Origin of the sequence: Pseudoflavonifractor sp. MCC625 (assembly GCF_018784545.1) — a bacterium.
Classification (GTDB): Bacteria; Bacillota; Clostridia; order Oscillospirales; family Oscillospiraceae; genus Pseudoflavonifractor_A; species Pseudoflavonifractor_A gallinarum.
This window is the reverse complement of sequence record NZ_WQOJ01000048.1, coordinates 67,023-82,869: the sequence shown is the minus strand read 5'-3', so window position 1 is coordinate 82,869 and position 15,847 is coordinate 67,023. Positions and strand designations below refer to the sequence as shown.

The window sequence follows — 15,847 nt, the reverse complement described above, 5'->3', positions numbered from 1 at the left end:
ACCTGTTTTATCAGGTGCGCGCCTTTCTGATCTGTCACTTTACAGAGCTGGGAAGAGAATCGTCTTCCCGGATCCAGTCCTCCACGTGGACCACGGAGTAGTCCTCTTTCGTGCGGCGGATCACCACCCGGTCGATCCCGGCGTTGATGATGAGGCGCCGGCACATGGAGCAGGAGGTGGCATCGGAGAGCAGTTCTCCCGTCTTGGCGTCCCGGCCGGCCAAATAGAGCGTGGCGCCGATGGACTGGCTGCGGGCGGCAGAAATGATGGCATTGGCCTCCGCGTGGACCGAGCGGCACAGCTCATACCGCTCGCCCGAGGGGATATTCATGGCCTCGCGGGTGCAGTAGCCCAGATCGCCGCAGTTGCGCCGTCCACGGGGGGCGCCGTTGTACCCGGTGGAGACAATCTCATCATTTTTGACGATGATGGCGCCGTAACAGCGGCGTAAACAGGTGGAGCGCTCCAGTACAGTCTCCGCAATGTCCAGGTAATAGTTTTCTTTGTCAATACGTGCCATGATAATTCCCTCCCGAGGGATCTATTTTTTTTAGTATAGCGGTTTTGTCCGCCCCACGCAAGCACAATTCACATATTGTTTACGTTTGATTTCTTGACGATTGGGGGGTCAGGCAGTATCATTAGAACAGAAAATAATTCGGGGACGCATCTGCGTCCCCATACTTCACAGCAAAGGAGACGACCGCACATATGAACTGGCTTCGGAGATTCATGTATGGGCGATATGGCGGCGATCAACTCTCCTGGTTTCTTCTGGCGGTCTATGTGCTCCTGGTAGTTCTGTCCGGACTGCCCCATCTGGAGCTCTTGTCCTGGCTGGCACTTGCGGTGCTGTTCTGGTCCTTTTACCGCATCTTCTCCCGGCAGTATGCCAAGCGCCGGGCGGAAAACGCCCGCTTTCTTACCCTGGCTGGACCGGCCATCCGTTGGTGTAAAATGCGCCGGACCATCTCGCGGGATAAGGAACACCGCTATTTCAAGTGCCCCAATTGCGGACAATATCTGCGGGTCCCCAGAGGAAAAGGAAAGATCACAGTCAATTGCCGCAACTGCGGCGTGAGCTTTGAGGAAAAAAGCTGAGTGAACGCTGTAAGGCGCGTCCCCGATCGGGGACGCGCCTTGTCTTATGTTTGGGATTACAGCAGGCCCAGCAGATGCTGCATGCCCAGGCTCACGCCCGTGATACCGGCCCAGCAGCACACGCCCATGAAGATGGGCTTGCCGCCGGTGCGCACCAGCTTGACGATGTTGGTGTTCAGACCGATGGCGGCCATGGCCAGGATGATGAAGAACTTGGACAGCTCCTTGAAGGGCTGGAAGAAGGCGGAGGGCACACCGCAGGAGGTAGAGAGAGTCGTAATGACCGAGGCCAGCACAAAGAAGAGGATGAAGAAGGGGAAAATCTTCTTCAGATCAAAGGTGCCGCTGGAGGTGTTGCTGCCCCGCTTGACCTGCCAGGTCCGCCAGAAGGCGAGGGCCAGCGTGATGGGGATGATAGCCAGGGTGCGGGTGAGCTTGACGATGGTGGCGTACTCCAGCACCGCGCCGTTGGTGCCGTGGAGGGTATCCCAGGTGGACGCGGCAGCGGTGACCGAGGAGGTGTCGTTGATGGCGGTCCCCGCAAAGAGGCCGAAGCCCTCGTTGCTCAGGCCAATGGCCCCGCCAAAGGTGGGAAAGAGCAGGGCGGCCAGTACGTTGAAGAGGAAGATTACCGAGATGGCCTGGGCGATCTCCTCATCGTCGGCTCCGATGACCGGAGCGGTGGCCGCGATGGCGGAGCCGCCGCAGATGGAGGAGCCTACCCCAACCAGGGTGGAAATGTTGGCGGGCATCTTCAGCAGCTTATAGAGCACAAAGGAGATAATGAGGGAGGTGGCGATGGTGGAGCAGATGATGGGCAGGGATTTTGCCCCTACCTTGGCGATCTCCGAGAGATTGAGGCCAAAGCCCAGCAGGATGACCGCATATTGCAGGATCTTTTTGGAGGTGTAGGCGATGCCCGGCTGGAACCGGGTCTTATCGGTCAGCAGCAGAGTGATAATCATGCCGCAGAGAATGGCGAAGACCGGTCCGCCAATGACCGGGAAAAGCTTGCCCAGCCACCAGGAGGGCAGCGCGATAACCAGACAGAGCAGCAGGCCAGGTCCTTTCTGTTTGACAAAGTTCATATCAGAACGCCCCTTTGTTTTCGTTTTCCCCTTGATTATAGTACGGCCTGACGATAAAATAAAATGATGATTTTTTATCTTTCCATAATTTTCTGTAATGGGTGATTGTATGCTGGATCCCAAACTCCATACCTTCCTGGTCCTGTGCGAGACCATGCACTATACCCGGGCGGCCCAGCGGCTGTGCGTGACCCAGCCGGCGGTCACCCATCAGATCCGTGCGCTGGAGGAGCACTACGGCTGCCGACTCTTCTCCTATGAGGGAAAGACCCTGCGCCTCACGGAGGCGGGCGTGCGCCTGCGGGAGATGGCCCGTTCCCTGGCCTACAACAGCCGGAAGATGGAGCAGGCCATGGCCGTTCCCGCGCCCCGGATCCTGCGGGTGGGGGCCACCAAGACCATCGGAGAGTTTGTCATTGCCCCGCTCATCAGCCGCTTTCTGCGCCGCCATCCGGAGGGGACGGTCTCCCTGACGGTGGAGAATACCCGTGCTCTGCTGCGGGCGCTGGAGGAGGGACGGCTGGACTTCGCGCTGGTGGAGGGCTTTTTTGACCGGGAGCGGTATGCCGTGCGCCTCTACCGGAGAGAGTCCTTTTTCGGCGTGTGTGCGCCCGAGCATCCCCTGGCGGGGCGGACGGTCCCCTTAGCGGAGGTCCTGGGCGAGCGCCTCCTGGTCCGGGAGGCGGGGTCGGGTACTCGGGCCATTTTGGAGGCTGCCCTGCGGCAGAACCACTGTACCCTGCGCAGCTTTTCCAGCGTGGTGGAGATCAGCGACTTTTCCACCATCAAGTCCCTTGTGGTGGAAAATTTGGGGGTCTCCTTCCTCTATGCCCCGGTGGTGGAGCGGGAGCTGGCCGCCGGCAAGCTGGCCCGCTTTGATCTGGCCGGGCAGGCCCTGAGCGGGGCCTTCCACTTTGTCTGGTTGCGGGACAATCTCTTTGCCGGGGAGTGGGAGGACTGGATGGCGTAAGGCCCCGGAGCGGTTGTCTTTTTTCTCCCGTTCGTGTATACTGGTGTGATCTTTTGTGATGCACCGAGCAAAGGAGCGTTTGTATGCTGTTATCCGCAGAATCCATTACGAAGACCTATGGGACCCGGGTCCTGCTGGACCGGGTGTCCTTCTATCTGGAGCCCGGGGAGCGTGTGGGCGTCATCGGCGTCAACGGCGCGGGCAAGTCCACCCTGCTGCGCATTCTGGCCGGGGCGGAGGAGCCTGAGACCGGTTGTGTCACCCGCTTCCCCAATGTGCGCCTGGAGTATCTCCCCCAGAATCCGGAGTTTGCCCCGGGGACCACGGTGCTGGAGCAGGTGCTGCTGGGCCTCTCCACCGATGCCCGTGCCCTGGCGGAGTACGAGGCCAAGACCATCCTGACCCGGTTGGGGATCACCCGCTTTGAGCAGCGGGTGGAGGAGCTCTCGGGCGGGCAGCGCAAGCGGGTGGCCCTGGCGGCCGCTCTGGCCCGGCCCTGTGACGTGCTCATCCTGGACGAGCCCACCAACCACCTGGACAGCGAAATGGTCACTTGGCTGGAGGAGTGGCTCCAGCGCTTTGCCGGCGGGCTGGTGATGATCACCCATGACCGCTACTTCCTGGAGCGGGTCACCAACCGCATGGCCGAGGTGGACGGGGGAAAGCTCTACTTCTACGAGGGCAGCTATGAGGACTTCCTCCGCCGGAAGGCGGAGCGGGAGGAGTCGGCCCGGGCCAGTGAGCGCAAGCGGCAGTCCATCCTCCGGCGGGAGTACCAGTGGGTCATGCAGGGCCCTACCGCCCGGGGCACCAAGAGCCGGGAGCGTCTGGAGCGCTACGAGGCCCTGAAAAATCAGAGCGGCCCCACCGAGCGCGCCGGGCTGGAGCTCTCCTCCGTGGCCAGCCGTCTGGGGAAAAAGACGGTGGAGCTCCGGGGAGTCTCCAAGTCCTTTGAGGGGCGGCAGGTGCTGCGGGACTTTGACTGCATGCTCCTGCGGGATGACCGGATCGGCATTGTGGGGGTCAACGGCAGCGGTAAGTCCACCCTGCTCAATCTGATCGCCGGGCGCCTCTCGCCTGACCAGGGGGAGGTCATCGTGGGTGAGACGGTAAAGATCGGCTACTTTTCCCAGGAAAACCCGCCCATGGACGGCGAGACCCGGGTCATCGACTATGTGAAGGAGATCGGGGAGCGCATTGAGACGGTGGACGGCGTCATCACGGCCAGCCAGCTGCTGGAGCAGTTTCTCTTCTCCGCCGACGTCCAGTGGAGCCCCATCGATAAGCTCTCCGGCGGGGAGAAGCGGCGGCTCTTCCTCCTCTCTATTCTGGCCTCCGCTCCCAACATCCTGCTGCTGGACGAGCCCACCAACGACCTGGACATTGAGACCCTCACCATTCTGGAGGACTATCTGGAGACCTTCCCGGGGGCGGTGGTGGCGGTCTCCCACGACCGCTATTTCCTGGACAAGGTGGCCCGCCGCATCTTCGTGGTGGAGGGGGACGGCCGGGTCACCCCCTATGCCGGAGGCTACACCGACTATCTGGCGGCCCTGGCCGAGCGGCGCCGGGCAGAAAAGAAGGCCGAGAAACCGGCCCCCAAAAAGGAAGAGTCCCGGCCCTCCGCGCCCAAGAAGCTGAAGTTCAGCTACAAGGAGCAGCGGGAGTACGAGACTATCGATGCAGACATCGCAGCGCTGGAAGAGCAGCTGGCCGACAATCAGGCCCAGCAGAGCGCATGCGGCAGCGACTATGTGGCCCTGCAGCGGCTCCAGGAGGAGCAGAGTCAGCTGGAGAGCGCGCTGGAGGAAAAGATGGAGCGCTGGGTCTATCTCAACGATCTGGCCGAGCGCATCGCCGCCCAGTAGGGCACAAAAAAACGCGGGCAGCCTGAAGAGGCTGCCCGCATTTTTATTACAGTTGGAGCAATTTATCCGGCATTCTGGGCTTCCAGTCCCCGGATGCGCTTCATCTCCCGGGAGACCAGACATACCGTGGTGAGAAAAGCCATTGTGTCGGCCACCGGTCCGGCAAAGAGAATGCCGTCGATCCCGCCCATCAGGATGGGCAGAAGGAGCAGCAGCGGAATCAGGAAAAGGACCTGCCGGGTCATGGAGAGGACCAGGCCCTTGACCGGCTTTCCAATGGCCGAGAAGAAGCTGGAGGAGAGCATCTGTACCCCGTTGACCAGCACCATAAAGAGGAAAATACGCATAAACCGGACGGCAAACTCAAAATAGAGCGCATTGCCGCTGCCAAAGATAGAGATGATCTGACGGGGACAGAACTGGAAGAGAAGGAAGCCGACCAGGGAGACCACCAGATTGCATCCAATGGCCAGGCGATAGATTCCACGGACCCGGTCGTACTGCTTGGCGCCGTAGTTGAATCCAATGATGGGCTGGGAGCCCTGGGAGATCCCGATGACGACAGCCAGCAGGATGGCGTTGGTCTTCATCACAATGCCGCAGGCGGCCAGGGGGATGTCGGTGCCATAGATCGAGCTGGCGCCGTAGTGGGTCAGAGAGTTGTTGATGACGATCTGTACAAAGGTGATTGCCACCTGGTTGAGGCTGCTGCTCATGCCGAGAGAAGCGGTCTGAAGGCTCTCGCTCAGGCTCAGGCGCAGGTGTTCCCGCCGCAGGTTAATGTGCTGGAAGCGGAAGGCATAGCGCACAGCCAACAGGAAGGAGAAGAACTGACCAATGACCGTGGCCAGGGCAGCGCCGGCCACCCCCTGGTGAAACACGAAAATGAAGATAGGGTCCAGGATCGTGTTGATAACCGCGCCCACCAGCATACAGGTCATGGAGTATTTGGGACTGCCGTCGGCCCGGGCCAGGTTGCTCATGGCATTGGTCACGATGAGCAGGGGCATGCCCAGAGCCGTGATCCGGGTGTACTCGATGGCATAGGGCATGACATCGGGCGTGGCACCGAAGGCCAGGAGAAGCGGGTGCAGAAAGAGCTCTACCAGCAGCGCATAGAGGATACCTAGGACCGCCATCATGGCGATGGCGTTGCCCACCACCCGGGCGGCCTGTTCCGGCTCCCCTGCGCCCAGGGAGAGAGAAAAGCGGGAGGCACTTCCGATGCCGATAAGCAGGGCGATGGCCAGACAGATGGTGGTCAGGGGATAGGCCACATTGGTGGCCGCATTGCCCAGATAGCCCACACCCTGCCCAATGAAGATCTGGTCCACAATGTTGTACAGAGAGCTGACCAGCATGGCGATGACACTGGGGACGGCGAAGCTGCGCAGCAGTTTGGGCAGCGGCTCATACCCCAGTGGATTACTGAGATGATTCTCCATATTCCTCTTCCTTTCCGATCAGACTGATGGGGGCCAGGGCATAGTCGGCCCCGGCGAGGGAGACGGACCGCTCCCCCACGCGCTGGAGGAGGGTCAGAAAGATCTCCCGCTCCTCCGGGGAAAAGGGCTCCATGACCTGCTCCTGCCACTGGCGCACCAGAGAGAGGATCTGGGGGCGGGCATCCAGGGCCCGCTGGGTGGGAAAGAGCCGGCAGGTGCGCTTATCTTCCGGGTTGGACTCCCGCCGGAGAAAGCCGGCCTTTTCCAACGCGGAAAGAGCCCGGGTCACATTGCTGGGGTGGACATAAAAAAAGTGCATGAATTGATCTTGTGTGACCCCCGGCATCTCGCAGATTTTCACGACGTACATATGCTGGCTGCTGTTTAACCCCAGCGGAGCCAGCGAGCGGTCCAGGTACATCTTGGTGTGCCGGTCGGAAATTGAGAGCCATTTGATCAGTTTCATCCCGGTTCACCCCCCTTCTCCCTGTTTTGGCAGGCTTATTATAGCAAAAACTATTTGCTTGCGCAAGCAAATAGTAGGCAAAAAAACCTCCCACGCAGCTGCGTGGGAGGTTGCAGGATAGAGTCTGCAAAGGGAATTGGAGAGAATCAGCCCTCCAGGCCAGCCAGTCCGCTCTCAAAGGCGGCCACAGCCTCATCGGCGTTCTCGGCGATTACAAAGAGGAAATAGCCGTCCTTCACCACTGTGCGGGCGTCCTGCACCTTGGGGAGGTTCTGGGAGAGATACCAGGAGAAGGTGTCCTCCTGCTGCTGGCGATAGGCCTCCAGATCCGCCTTGGCCTGCTCCTCCTTACCCTCGGCCAACTTGCCGATGATGATGGTGTCGGGAGAGGTGATCATGGGGAAGAAGCCGGCCGCCTCCGTGAAGCTGTCGCTGTGGATGCCATAGGTGTCCAGGCTCTCGGCGTCTACGGCCATGCCGTAGCCAACCCCGCCGGCGTCGGCCACTTCATAGGCCAGCTTGACCAGGGGGGAGTTGTTGGGGGTGGTGATGCTCACACCGGCCTCGGTCTCCTCCAGCGTGATGCCGTCCAGACCGTCCAGCACGGTGGTGGGGACAAAGGTCACACCGTCCACGACCTGCGCCACGGCATCCTCCACCAGGTTGTCGTCCACGGTGATGGAGCCGTCCTGGAAGGAGACCTCCACCCGGTGCTTGCTGAAATAGAAGGAGCTGGAGTTTTCCTCGGCGAACCAGGAGGCGGAGCCGTGATCGGCCTCAGCCACCAGCCGGAGCGGAAGCCCCTGGGCCTCAGGAAGCGCGGAGGTGTCCAGCGCGGTACCGTTGACCGTGATGGAGGTCGCATAGCCTGCGGCCAGGGCGGGAGTGAGAAGGCTGCCAGTCAGGGCGGCGGCCAGAGCAAATGTGCCGAGCTGTTTCATACCGTTATATCTCCTTTGTGTCCTCCGGCAGAGGGGCCGGAAAAGTTGGTCGCAGAGTTAGACGGGGACGGGACAAAAAAGTTCCCTGTTCGCTGCAGAAATATGTTAAAATAATTTTATCAGGTTTTGAAAGCAGGGGGCCAGTCCCCCAGTCAAAAGAAGGAGATTGTGATGCGGGAAATTTATCCGATTCTATGGTATTTTTTTGTGTACGCCTTTCTGGGGTGGTGCAGTGAGGTGTGCTATGCGGCCCTGCGGACCGGGAAATTTGTCAACCGCGGATTTCTCAACGGCCCCCTCTGCCCGATCTACGGCTTTGGCGTGGTGTTGGTGACCTCCCTGCTGGCCCCGGTGCGGGAGCGCTTCTTGCTGCTCTTCCTCTGCTCGGTGGTGCTGTGCAGCGCGCTGGAGTGGGTGACCGGGTTTGTGCTGGAAAAGCTCTTTCATCAAAAGTGGTGGGATTACTCCGACCAACCCTTTAATCTCAACGGCTATATCTGCCCCCTTTTCTCTCTGCTGTGGGGCTTTGCCTGCCTGATCATCATGGATATGATCCACCCGGCGGTGATGGGGATGGTGCGGCACATCCCCCGTCCGGTGGGGCTGGTGCTTCTGGTGCTGTTCCTTGTGTTGACGGCGGTGGATCTGTCCGCCACGGTGGCCTCCATGATCGGCCTGAACAAGCGTCTGCGTCAGCTGGAGGAGATGGCGGCCCGGATCAAGGCGGCCTCCAACGAGCTGGGCGAGAACCTGGCGGATGCCACCCTCTCCCTCTCCGAGCGGGGAGCCGACCTGAAAGAGGACCTGAACGACCTGCGGGATGACCTGGCCGAGCGGGGCGCCGATCTTCGGGAGGACCTCACGGAGCGTCTGGCGGCCCGGGAGGCGGAGCAGACCGCCCGGCGTATCGCCCGGGAGGCCGCTCTCAAACGGCGGGAGGCCGCGCTGGCCGAGCTCAAGGCCGCCAACGAGGAACTGCTCTCCACCTATGGCTTTGGCCAGCGGCGTCTGCTGCGGGCCTTCCCCCATATGACCTCCACCCGGTATGCCGCCGCGCTGGAGGAGCTGCGCAGACGGGCCCGCGGCATGCGGAAAAAGGACGAAGAGGATACATAGGAGAAATATACGTACTTATAAAATGTGCCCGGTCCCGCAGACGAGGGGCCGGGCGCATTTGCTGTGTCATTTTGTGAGATCAACGCTCCATCAGGCGGCAGAGAAGGGCGGCAGCCTCGCCCCGGGTGGCATTTCGGTTCCCGGACCAGGGGCCGCTCACCAGACCCAGGCCCTGGGCCAGGGCGGCATAGCCCAGATCGGCGGCAGGGATGGCGGCGCGGTCGGGATAGGAGCAGGTGAAGATCCCCTCCAGACGGGCCACGGGACCGTATCCGGCGCCGTCCAGCAGACAGCGGATGAGGTCGGCGCGGGTGAGGATAGCTTCCTCGGAGCGCTGTTCCCGGGTGAGGAATCCCAGCTCGTAGGCGGCGGAATAGGCGGTGTCTCGCTCTTCCGGGGTGGCATTTGCCGGGTCCAGGGGACGATAGCGGAGACTGAACAGGAGACAGACCAGATCCCACTGGGTCAGAGTCTGGGACGGGCGGAAGGAACCGCCCTCGTACCCCACTCGGTACTGGGCCAGACGCTCAATGCTGGCGCGGGCCCAGTGGCCCTCCAGATCGTCATAGGTGAGGGTGTCGCTCGAACTGGTGTAGTCGAAGCGGATGAGCTCGCCGGTCCCGGCATGGACACCCTGATAGGCCTCCTCCTGGTCCATGGTATAGCCCAGGCGCAGGGTGTAGTAGGAGGTCCACCCCATCTGGGACAGGCGCAGGGCGGCGGGGTCAGACGGATCCAGCGTCTGGGGCACCAGCAGATAGCCCAGGGTCACCGGATAGGTCTCCGCCCAGATGGCCAGGGCCTCCTCCATCGTGCAGAGATCCTCGGGAAGCGGGAAGGTGACCGCCTCGTCATAGCGGAAGGACAGGCCGCACACCGAGCCGTCCTCCCCGTCGATCTCCAGGGAGTAGAAGTGTTCCGGGAAGAAGTATCCATTTTCCTGACGGGCAAACTGGAAGGAGTAGACAGCTTGTGCCTCCTCCCCGGCCTCCTCCGGCTGGTAGAGGGCCAGATGATCGGCCTGCTCCCCGCAGAACTCGGCCAGGAAGGCCTCGGCCCGGCGGAGGGCCTGTTCCTGAGAGAGGGCGGGGCTGGGCTCTTCCGCCCAGGGGCGGGAGGAGAAGAGAGACTGCACCGCGCCGGTACGGGCGTCGACCACAAAGGTGCGGGAGTAGACGCCCGCGTCGGCAGAGCGGCTGTACCGGAGGACACAGCGGACCGCGGGCTTTTCCGGGTTCTCCGGTGCTTCCTCCAGGGAAAAGACGGCGGAGACCAACTCATAGCGATCCAGACCATAGGCGGGAACAGAGCGCAGCTTCTGGTCCAGCGCGTCGGAGGAGAGAACCCCCTCCAGCTTGCGGATGCCCTCCTGTTCGGCCTCGGAGAGCCCCTTGTCCGGAGCGGCCTCCGGGGCGGCGGCCTCGCCGTTGCTGCCCCCGCCGGCGGTAGACATATCCCGCTCCAGCTCCGTGAGATCGGTGAGCCGGCCGGTCTGGGCGTCTACGTAGAAGCGGTGGCTGGACTCGGGCAGGTAGACCAGTGTAGCGGCGGAGTCCTCTTCCTGGAGGCGCACATATTCCAGACGCAGTTCCAGGGTATCATGGAGGGCCTGGGTTGCTTTGTCCAGATCGGTCCGGGAGACGGGAGAGGGCACATTGCCCAGGAAGAGGGTCTCAGGCACATCCCGGTAGAAGCGGGTGACCGTACTGTCCTCCGCCCGGACGGTCAGAGAGTAGTGCAGCGGAGAAGGCAGGTCGTGGAGGAGGACCGAGCCGGAAAAGCGGTAGGAATCGCTGTCCAACCGGTCCGGGGCGGCCGGTTCCTCCAGCGTGACCGACTCTGACGTGGGGTCCAGCACCCGGTCCAGGAAGGCCTGGGCGGAGGCTCGGGCCTCTGCCGGATCTCCAGCGGGAAAGGCGGGCAGGGAATTCTGGGAGAGAGGCTCTGCTTCCGGGGTGTCCAGCCGGTACTCCACAATGGTGCCGTCCTCCAGGGCGCTGACGGCGAGAGAGCCCTCCTCCCCCTCCCAGTAGAGGGACCAGAGGGTGGCGAGGGTCTGTTCCTGCCGTTCCCCGTGGAAGGATGTGTAGCATTCCGTGTCCAGATCCAGTGTGGACTTGACGGCCTGGGTCACCCGGGCCAGCTGGGCATCGGCAGAGTCCTCCGCCGCCAGCGCGGGCAGGGCAGCTCCGGTCAGCAGTGCGGCACAGAGCAGCAGAGAGAGCAGCTTTTTCATAAGTACCTCCTTTTTCCGTTGTCTGCCGTTTTTGCAGGGGTTTTCACCTCCATGCTATCATAGAGATAGACGAAAAGAAACCCAAAGAGTTCCAAATTATGAAAAAGTCCCGGACGACAGGTCCGGGACTTCAGGCGGGGGTATGCTATTTTGCCACGGGGGCGAACTGGGCCCGGGCCAGCCGGGCCAGCTCCGCGGGCGGGAGCTCCACCTGCGCGCCGATCTTCCCGGCGCTCACCACCATGGTTTCCAGGCTTTGGGCGCTCGCATCCAGCACGGTGCGAAACTGCTTTTTCATCCCCAGGGGAGAGCAGCCGCCGTGCACATAGCCCGTAAGCGGGAGAAGCTCCGCTTGCCGGAGCATGGCGATGGACTTCTCCCCCACCGCCTTGGCCGCGGCCTTGAGATCCAGCTCCCGGAGGACGGGGACCACAAAGACATAGTGGGCGCCGGAGGGGGCGCAGGTCACCAGGGTCTTGAATACCTGTTCCGGGGCGCGGCCGATGAGCCCGGCCACGGTGACGCCGTCCACCGCGCCGTCGGGAGAGGCATAGTGGTGCGGGGTATAGGGCACCTTCTTCTGGTCCAGAAGGCGCATGACATTGGTCTTTTCTTCTGCCATGATGGATCGCTTCCTTGCTTTTTCGTTGGAATAGGGGTATGCTGGAACTGCTTTTTACCATACCACAAGCAAGGAGACGTTTCAAATGGATTTTCAGCATATGATCCCCTGTCTGAAGGAGACCGCCCATGCCATCCTGGGGGTGGACAGCCCCACCGGGTTCACCGCCCGGGCGGTAGAGACCGCCGAGCAGATGGCCCGGGCCATGGGATATGAGACCCGCCGGAGCAAGAAGGGAAACCTCACCATCCTGGTGGAGGGCCGGGACCAGACCCGTACCGTCGGGATCTGCGCCCATGTGGACACCCTGGGCCTGATGGTGCGCGCCATTACCCCCGCCGGAGAGCTGATGTTCACCAAGGTGGGGGGCGCGGTGCTTCCCTCTCTCCACGGGGAGTACTGCAAGATCTACACCCGGGACGGGCGGATCTACACCGGTACTATTCTCTCCCTCTCCCCGGCGGCCCACGTCTTTGACGACGCCCGCACCCGGCCCCAGGACGAGCAGAATATGTACGTCCGGGTGGATGAGAAGGTGCACTCTGCCGAGGATGTACGCGCCCTGGGCATCGAGGTGGGGGACTATATCTGCTACGATCCCAAGACGGTCTTTACCGACAGCGGCTTCCTCAAATCCCGCTTCATTGACGACAAGGGGAGCGTGTCCATCCTGCTCACCCTGCTGCGCTGGATGAAGGAGAGCGGCAAGCGCCCCCGCTGCAATGTGGAGGTGACCTTTACCGTCTATGAGGAGCTGGGCCACGGCGGGGCCACCTTCTCCCCCGATCTGGAGGAGCTGCTGGCCGTGGATATGGGCTGTGTGGGGGCCGACCTGAACTGCGACGAGTACCATGTCTCCATCTGTGCCGCCGACAGCTCCGGTCCCTTTGATTACGGGATGGTGAGCCGCCTGGTCTCTCTGGCCAAAGAGAACGGCATTCCCGCCGTGCTGGACGTCTACCCCCACTACTCCTCCGATGTGGCGGTGGCCTGGAAGTCCGGCCTGGATGCCCCTGCCGCCCTGATCGGTCCCGGAGTGCAGGCCTCCCACGGCATGGAGCGCACCCATCTGGAGGCCATGCTGGGAACCATGGCCCTGGTGGAGCGCTACCTGGACTGCCAGTAACGGCCCGCACCCCTATACCCGGCGCACGCCCTGGGAGATGTTGGCCAGAGCCGCCCCCGCCTCCATATCGCAGGTGCGGCTGCGGGCCAGGTCGCCCAGGGAGACCATGCCCACCACCCGGCGGTCCTCCACCACCGGCAGCCGCCGCACCTGGGCCGCTGCCATGACCGAGGCGGCCTCCCGCACGTCGGCATTGGGACTGACCCAGGCGCAGGAGCGGGTCATGATGTCCCCCACTGGCAGGCGCTCCGGATTCTCGCCGGGGGCCAGGCACCGGAGGACCAGGTCCCGGTCGGTCACCATGCCCTTGAGCCGTCCGTCGTTCTGACACACCGGCAGGGCCCCCAGATCATACCGGGAGAGCAGCCGGGCCGCCAGGGCCGCGCTCTCCACGGGGGTGATGGAGACCACATGGGGATTCATCAAATCACGTACCAACATAAAACCGCCGCCTTTTCTGGTGTTTGATACCTGAGTATCGCCAGAACAGGCGGCGGTTATGCGTTTGTCACTTCTTTTTTTGCAGGGCTAAATTGCGCCGCAGGACGGCCGGGCCCCGCCAGGCAAAGGCCCGTTCTCCGTAGGCCTCCCGGAACTGCCGGTTGGTGAGGCCTTCCACCGCCTCGCTGGTGAGAGAATCGAGCCGATCCTCCCGGAAGGGAGCGAGCGGGGTCTCCACGGCTCCGGCGTTGTGGGGACAGACCAGCTGGCATACGTCGCACCCCCAGATGAGCGGGTGGGCGGCTACCAGGGCTTCCTGTTCCGGCGGAAGCTCTCCCTTTTTCTGGGTGAGGTGGGAGAGACAGCGCTCCGGATCAAAGGAATCTCCCCGCAGCGCGCCGCCGGGACAGGCAGAGAGGCATTTGCCGCACGCCATACACCCCCCGCTGGGCAAAGCGGGCGGGAGGGCAAGGTCCAGATCGGTGAGGATGGTGCCCAGGAAGATCCAGCTGCCGTAGGGCGGCAGGATCACCAGGCCGTGCTGCCCGATCATACCCAGCCCAGCCAGGCGGGCGGCCTCCCGCTCCGGGAGGGGGGAGTTGTCCGCACCGGGCACAAAACGATACGATTCGTATTTTTCCTCCAGCATATGACAAATTGTGGTCAGTGCCTCGGTGATCACCAGGTGGTAATCCCGCCCCCGGGCGTAGAGGGAGAGATTGCCCGGCGTCCGCCCGGCGTAGTACGGGAAAGCGGCCACCAGAACGCTTTGAGCGCCGGGACACAGGTTTTCTGCCCGGTCCCGCGCCTCCCGGCTCATGGCGGGGAGCAGCCGCTCATAGGCCACATGGCCCCAGCCCGCCGCACCGGCCGCCGCAAAGGCGGCGCTCAGCTCAGCCCCGGTCATAGCGGTCCAGCACCTGCTGGGCCAGCAGGCCGTCCGGGACGCAGGGCTCCGGACCGTTGCGCCGCTTTTGCAGGTGCTCGCAGCCCTTTCCGGCCAGGACCACCACCGCCGGAGTATGGCAGTTCAGGATGGCCCGGGAGATGGCCTCCTCCCGGTCGGGGATGACCTCTCCCACCTTGCCGAAGGGGGTGAGATAGCGCTGGATGTCGGCGCAGATGTCGGTGACCTCCTCCGGCCCGGGATCATCCTCCGTGAGCAGGATACGGTCGGCCAAGGCCCCGGCGGCCGTCCCCATGCCCTCCCGGCGGTCGATCCCCTTGCCGCCGGTGCAGCCGAAGAGGACGGTGAGCTCCCGCCCCGGATACTCGGTCCGGGCGGAGCGGAGGAGGTACTCCAGACTCATGCCGTTGTGGGCATAGTCCACGATGACCGAGACCTGCCCGTCTGCCGAGACATAGTGCTCCATCCGGCCGGGCACGGCGGCCTGGCGGAGGCCCTGCTCCACCGCCTCCATGGGGATGTCGTAGGCCTCGGCCACCGCCACGGCGGCCAGAGCGTTCTCCACATTGAAGAGGCCGGGCATGCCCAGGGTGAGCTCCTCCTCATACCGGGGGGTGCGCACATGGAAGCGGATGGTGTGGCCAACCTTGCGCACGTCGCTGGCATAGACGTCGGCGTCAGCGGAGCGCTGGGAGAAGGTCACCACCCGCTGACAGACCGAGGCGGCCTCCTGCACATCCGCAGCGTGGTCACAGTCCAGATTGACGCAGGCGGTACGGGCCTGCCGGAAGATGAGGAGCTTGGAGGCAAAATAGTCCGCCCAGTCGGGGTGCTCCACCGGGGAGATGTGGTCCTCGCCGATGTTGAGGAACACCGCGCAGGCCAGATCCACTCCGATGACCCGGCCGTATTTGAGGGCCTGGCTGGAGAACTCCATGGTCACATACTCGCTCCCGGCGGTCACCGCGTTGAGGAGGTGCCGCTGGAGATCCAGAGGCTCCGGAGTGGTGAGCTTGGCGGGGCGGCGCTCCAGCCCGTCGTCGGTGACGATGGTGGAGAGGATGGCACTCTCCCGCAAGCCCTGCCCGGTCCGCCAGGCGTCCACAATGGATTTGATATAGTAGGCCGTGGTGGTCTTGCCCTTGGTACCGGTAATCCCGGTGATGGTAAGGCGGCCGGAGGGATGGCCGTGGGAGTGGTCGGCCAGCAGGCCCATGGCAGTACGGATGTCCCGGACCAGAATACAGGGGACGTCTCCCCCCTCCTCATAGGGGCGCTCGCTCACATAGGCAAAGGCCCCGCGCTGTATGGCGTCGGCCAGATATTGTCCCTTGAAAGCCGCGCCCTTGCAGAGAAAGAGGGTGCCTGGAATCACCTTTTGGGAGTCGCAGGAGACCAGTTCCACCGTGCGCTCCAGAACGGTGGGAAGAGGCGCGTCGCCGGCCAGCAGGCCGTGCTGAAGAAGAAGCTGATAGTAATCGCCCAGCGGAAGGCGGGGTCGTTGCATATCGGTCACCACC

The 15,847-nt window shown here is 62.9% G+C and carries 15 protein-coding genes; 5 read left to right on the top strand and 10 right to left on the bottom strand.

The window, feature by feature from the left end; genetic code table 11:
• Positions 1-34: 34 nt before the first annotated feature.
• A complete protein-coding gene (locus tag GPK94_RS14805; RefSeq protein ID WP_101692391.1) occupies positions 35-520 on the bottom strand; it encodes a deaminase in 486 nt (161 codons plus the stop codon).
• Between the two features lie 191 nt (positions 521-711).
• On the opposite strand from GPK94_RS14805, the gene GPK94_RS14800 reads away from it, so the two are divergent.
• A complete protein-coding gene (locus GPK94_RS14800; RefSeq protein ID WP_101692390.1) occupies positions 712-1,101 on the top strand; it encodes a hypothetical protein in 390 nt (129 codons plus the stop codon).
• Between the two features lie 56 nt (positions 1,102-1,157).
• Here GPK94_RS14800 and GPK94_RS14795 read toward each other — a convergent pair whose 3' ends face one another.
• Entirely contained in the window at positions 1,158-2,189 is a 1,032-nt protein-coding gene (locus GPK94_RS14795; RefSeq protein WP_193535850.1) for a YeiH family protein, read from the bottom strand.
• Positions 2,190-2,298: 109 nt separating this feature from the next.
• Here GPK94_RS14795 and GPK94_RS14790 point away from each other — a divergent pair, with 109 nt between their 5' ends.
• Both GPK94_RS14790 and GPK94_RS14785 read left to right on the top strand, forming a co-directional pair.
• Entirely contained in the window at positions 2,299-3,159 is an 861-nt protein-coding gene (locus GPK94_RS14790; RefSeq protein ID WP_215656160.1) for a LysR family transcriptional regulator, read from the top strand.
• Positions 3,160-3,242: 83 nt separating this feature from the next.
• On the top strand, positions 3,243-5,027 hold the full coding sequence (locus GPK94_RS14785) for an ABC-F family ATP-binding cassette domain-containing protein (protein ID WP_215656159.1): 1,785 nt from the start codon (positions 3,243-3,245) through the stop codon (positions 5,025-5,027).
• Positions 5,028-5,089: 62 nt separating this feature from the next.
• On the opposite strand, the gene GPK94_RS14780 is transcribed toward GPK94_RS14785, so the two are convergent.
• The 3 genes from GPK94_RS14780 to GPK94_RS14770 form a co-directional block, all read right to left on the bottom strand.
• A complete protein-coding gene (locus tag GPK94_RS14780; protein WP_193535854.1) occupies positions 5,090-6,472 on the bottom strand; it encodes an MATE family efflux transporter in 1,383 nt (460 codons plus the stop codon).
• A complete protein-coding gene (locus GPK94_RS14775; RefSeq protein WP_101692385.1) occupies positions 6,453-6,938 on the bottom strand; it encodes a MarR family transcriptional regulator in 486 nt (161 codons plus the stop codon). Before GPK94_RS14775 ends, GPK94_RS14780 begins: the two co-directional genes overlap by 20 nt.
• Before the next feature lie 146 nt (positions 6,939-7,084).
• Positions 7,085-7,879, bottom strand: a complete 795-nt coding sequence (locus GPK94_RS14770) for a DUF4358 domain-containing protein (RefSeq protein WP_101692384.1) — start codon at positions 7,877-7,879, stop codon at positions 7,085-7,087.
• A 171-nt stretch (positions 7,880-8,050) separates the two neighbouring features.
• On the opposite strand from GPK94_RS14770, the gene GPK94_RS14765 reads away from it, so the two are divergent.
• A complete protein-coding gene (locus tag GPK94_RS14765; RefSeq protein WP_101692383.1) occupies positions 8,051-8,995 on the top strand; it encodes a putative ABC transporter permease in 945 nt (314 codons plus the stop codon).
• Between the two features lie 79 nt (positions 8,996-9,074).
• Here GPK94_RS14765 and GPK94_RS14760 read toward each other — a convergent pair whose 3' ends face one another.
• Together GPK94_RS14760 and ybaK are read right to left on the bottom strand one after the other, a co-directional pair.
• A complete protein-coding gene (locus GPK94_RS14760) occupies positions 9,075-11,231 on the bottom strand; it encodes a YcdB/YcdC domain-containing protein (RefSeq protein ID WP_215656158.1) in 2,157 nt (718 codons plus the stop codon).
• Between the two features lie 145 nt (positions 11,232-11,376).
• The gene (gene ybaK / locus GPK94_RS14755; RefSeq protein WP_101692381.1) at positions 11,377-11,853 is read right to left on the bottom strand and encodes a Cys-tRNA(Pro) deacylase; all 477 of its coding nucleotides are present in this window, start codon (positions 11,851-11,853) and stop codon (positions 11,377-11,379) included.
• Positions 11,854-11,953: 100 nt separating this feature from the next.
• Between ybaK and GPK94_RS14750 the strand changes: the two genes are divergently transcribed.
• Entirely contained in the window at positions 11,954-12,979 is a 1,026-nt protein-coding gene (locus tag GPK94_RS14750; protein WP_346728044.1) for a M42 family metallopeptidase, read from the top strand.
• 12 nt (positions 12,980-12,991) lie between these two features.
• Here the strand turns inward: GPK94_RS14750 and GPK94_RS14745 are convergent, their stop codons facing one another.
• The 3 genes from GPK94_RS14745 to murE all read right to left on the bottom strand — a co-directional run bounded on the left by GPK94_RS14745 (position 12,992) and on the right by murE (position 15,834).
• A complete protein-coding gene (locus GPK94_RS14745; protein WP_101692379.1) occupies positions 12,992-13,420 on the bottom strand; it encodes a CBS domain-containing protein in 429 nt (142 codons plus the stop codon).
• Positions 13,421-13,487: 67 nt separating this feature from the next.
• Positions 13,488-14,327, bottom strand: a complete 840-nt coding sequence (locus GPK94_RS14740) for a QueG-associated DUF1730 domain-containing protein (RefSeq protein WP_215656157.1) — start codon at positions 14,325-14,327, stop codon at positions 13,488-13,490.
• A complete protein-coding gene (gene murE, locus GPK94_RS14735) occupies positions 14,314-15,834 on the bottom strand; it encodes a UDP-N-acetylmuramyl-tripeptide synthetase (protein WP_215656156.1) in 1,521 nt (506 codons plus the stop codon). Before murE ends, GPK94_RS14740 begins: the two co-directional genes overlap by 14 nt.
• Positions 15,835-15,847: the final 13 nt, after the last annotated feature.

What these genes read in the sequence shown, in the direction of transcription:
- ybaK (WP_101692381.1), bottom strand. Translation starts at nt 11,853, where the DNA reads ATGGCAGAAGAAAAGACCAATGTCATGCGCCTTCTGGACCAGAAGAAG.
- GPK94_RS14770 (WP_101692384.1), bottom strand. Translation starts at nt 7,879, where the DNA reads ATGAAACAGCTCGGCACATTTGCTCTGGCCGCCGCCCTGACTGGCAGC.
- murE (WP_215656156.1), bottom strand. Translation starts at nt 15,834, where the DNA reads ATGCAACGACCCCGCCTTCCGCTGGGCGATTACTATCAGCTTCTTCTT.
- GPK94_RS14795 (WP_193535850.1), bottom strand. Translation starts at nt 2,189, where the DNA reads ATGAACTTTGTCAAACAGAAAGGACCTGGCCTGCTGCTCTGTCTGGTT.
- GPK94_RS14805 (WP_101692391.1), bottom strand. Translation starts at nt 520, where the DNA reads ATGGCACGTATTGACAAAGAAAACTATTACCTGGACATTGCGGAGACT.
- GPK94_RS14750 (WP_346728044.1), top strand. Translation starts at nt 11,954, where the DNA reads ATGATCCCCTGTCTGAAGGAGACCGCCCATGCCATCCTGGGGGTGGAC.
- GPK94_RS14740 (WP_215656157.1), bottom strand. Translation starts at nt 14,327, where the DNA reads ATGACCGGGGCTGAGCTGAGCGCCGCCTTTGCGGCGGCCGGTGCGGCG.
- GPK94_RS14775 (WP_101692385.1), bottom strand. Translation starts at nt 6,938, where the DNA reads ATGAAACTGATCAAATGGCTCTCAATTTCCGACCGGCACACCAAGATG.
- GPK94_RS14780 (WP_193535854.1), bottom strand. Translation starts at nt 6,472, where the DNA reads ATGGAGAATCATCTCAGTAATCCACTGGGGTATGAGCCGCTGCCCAAA.
- GPK94_RS14790 (WP_215656160.1), top strand. Translation starts at nt 2,299, where the DNA reads ATGCTGGATCCCAAACTCCATACCTTCCTGGTCCTGTGCGAGACCATG.
- GPK94_RS14765 (WP_101692383.1), top strand. Translation starts at nt 8,051, where the DNA reads ATGCGGGAAATTTATCCGATTCTATGGTATTTTTTTGTGTACGCCTTT.
- GPK94_RS14745 (WP_101692379.1), bottom strand. Translation starts at nt 13,420, where the DNA reads ATGTTGGTACGTGATTTGATGAATCCCCATGTGGTCTCCATCACCCCC.
- GPK94_RS14800 (WP_101692390.1), top strand. Translation starts at nt 712, where the DNA reads ATGAACTGGCTTCGGAGATTCATGTATGGGCGATATGGCGGCGATCAA.
- GPK94_RS14785 (WP_215656159.1), top strand. Translation starts at nt 3,243, where the DNA reads ATGCTGTTATCCGCAGAATCCATTACGAAGACCTATGGGACCCGGGTC.
- GPK94_RS14760 (WP_215656158.1), bottom strand. Translation starts at nt 11,231, where the DNA reads ATGAAAAAGCTGCTCTCTCTGCTGCTCTGTGCCGCACTGCTGACCGGA.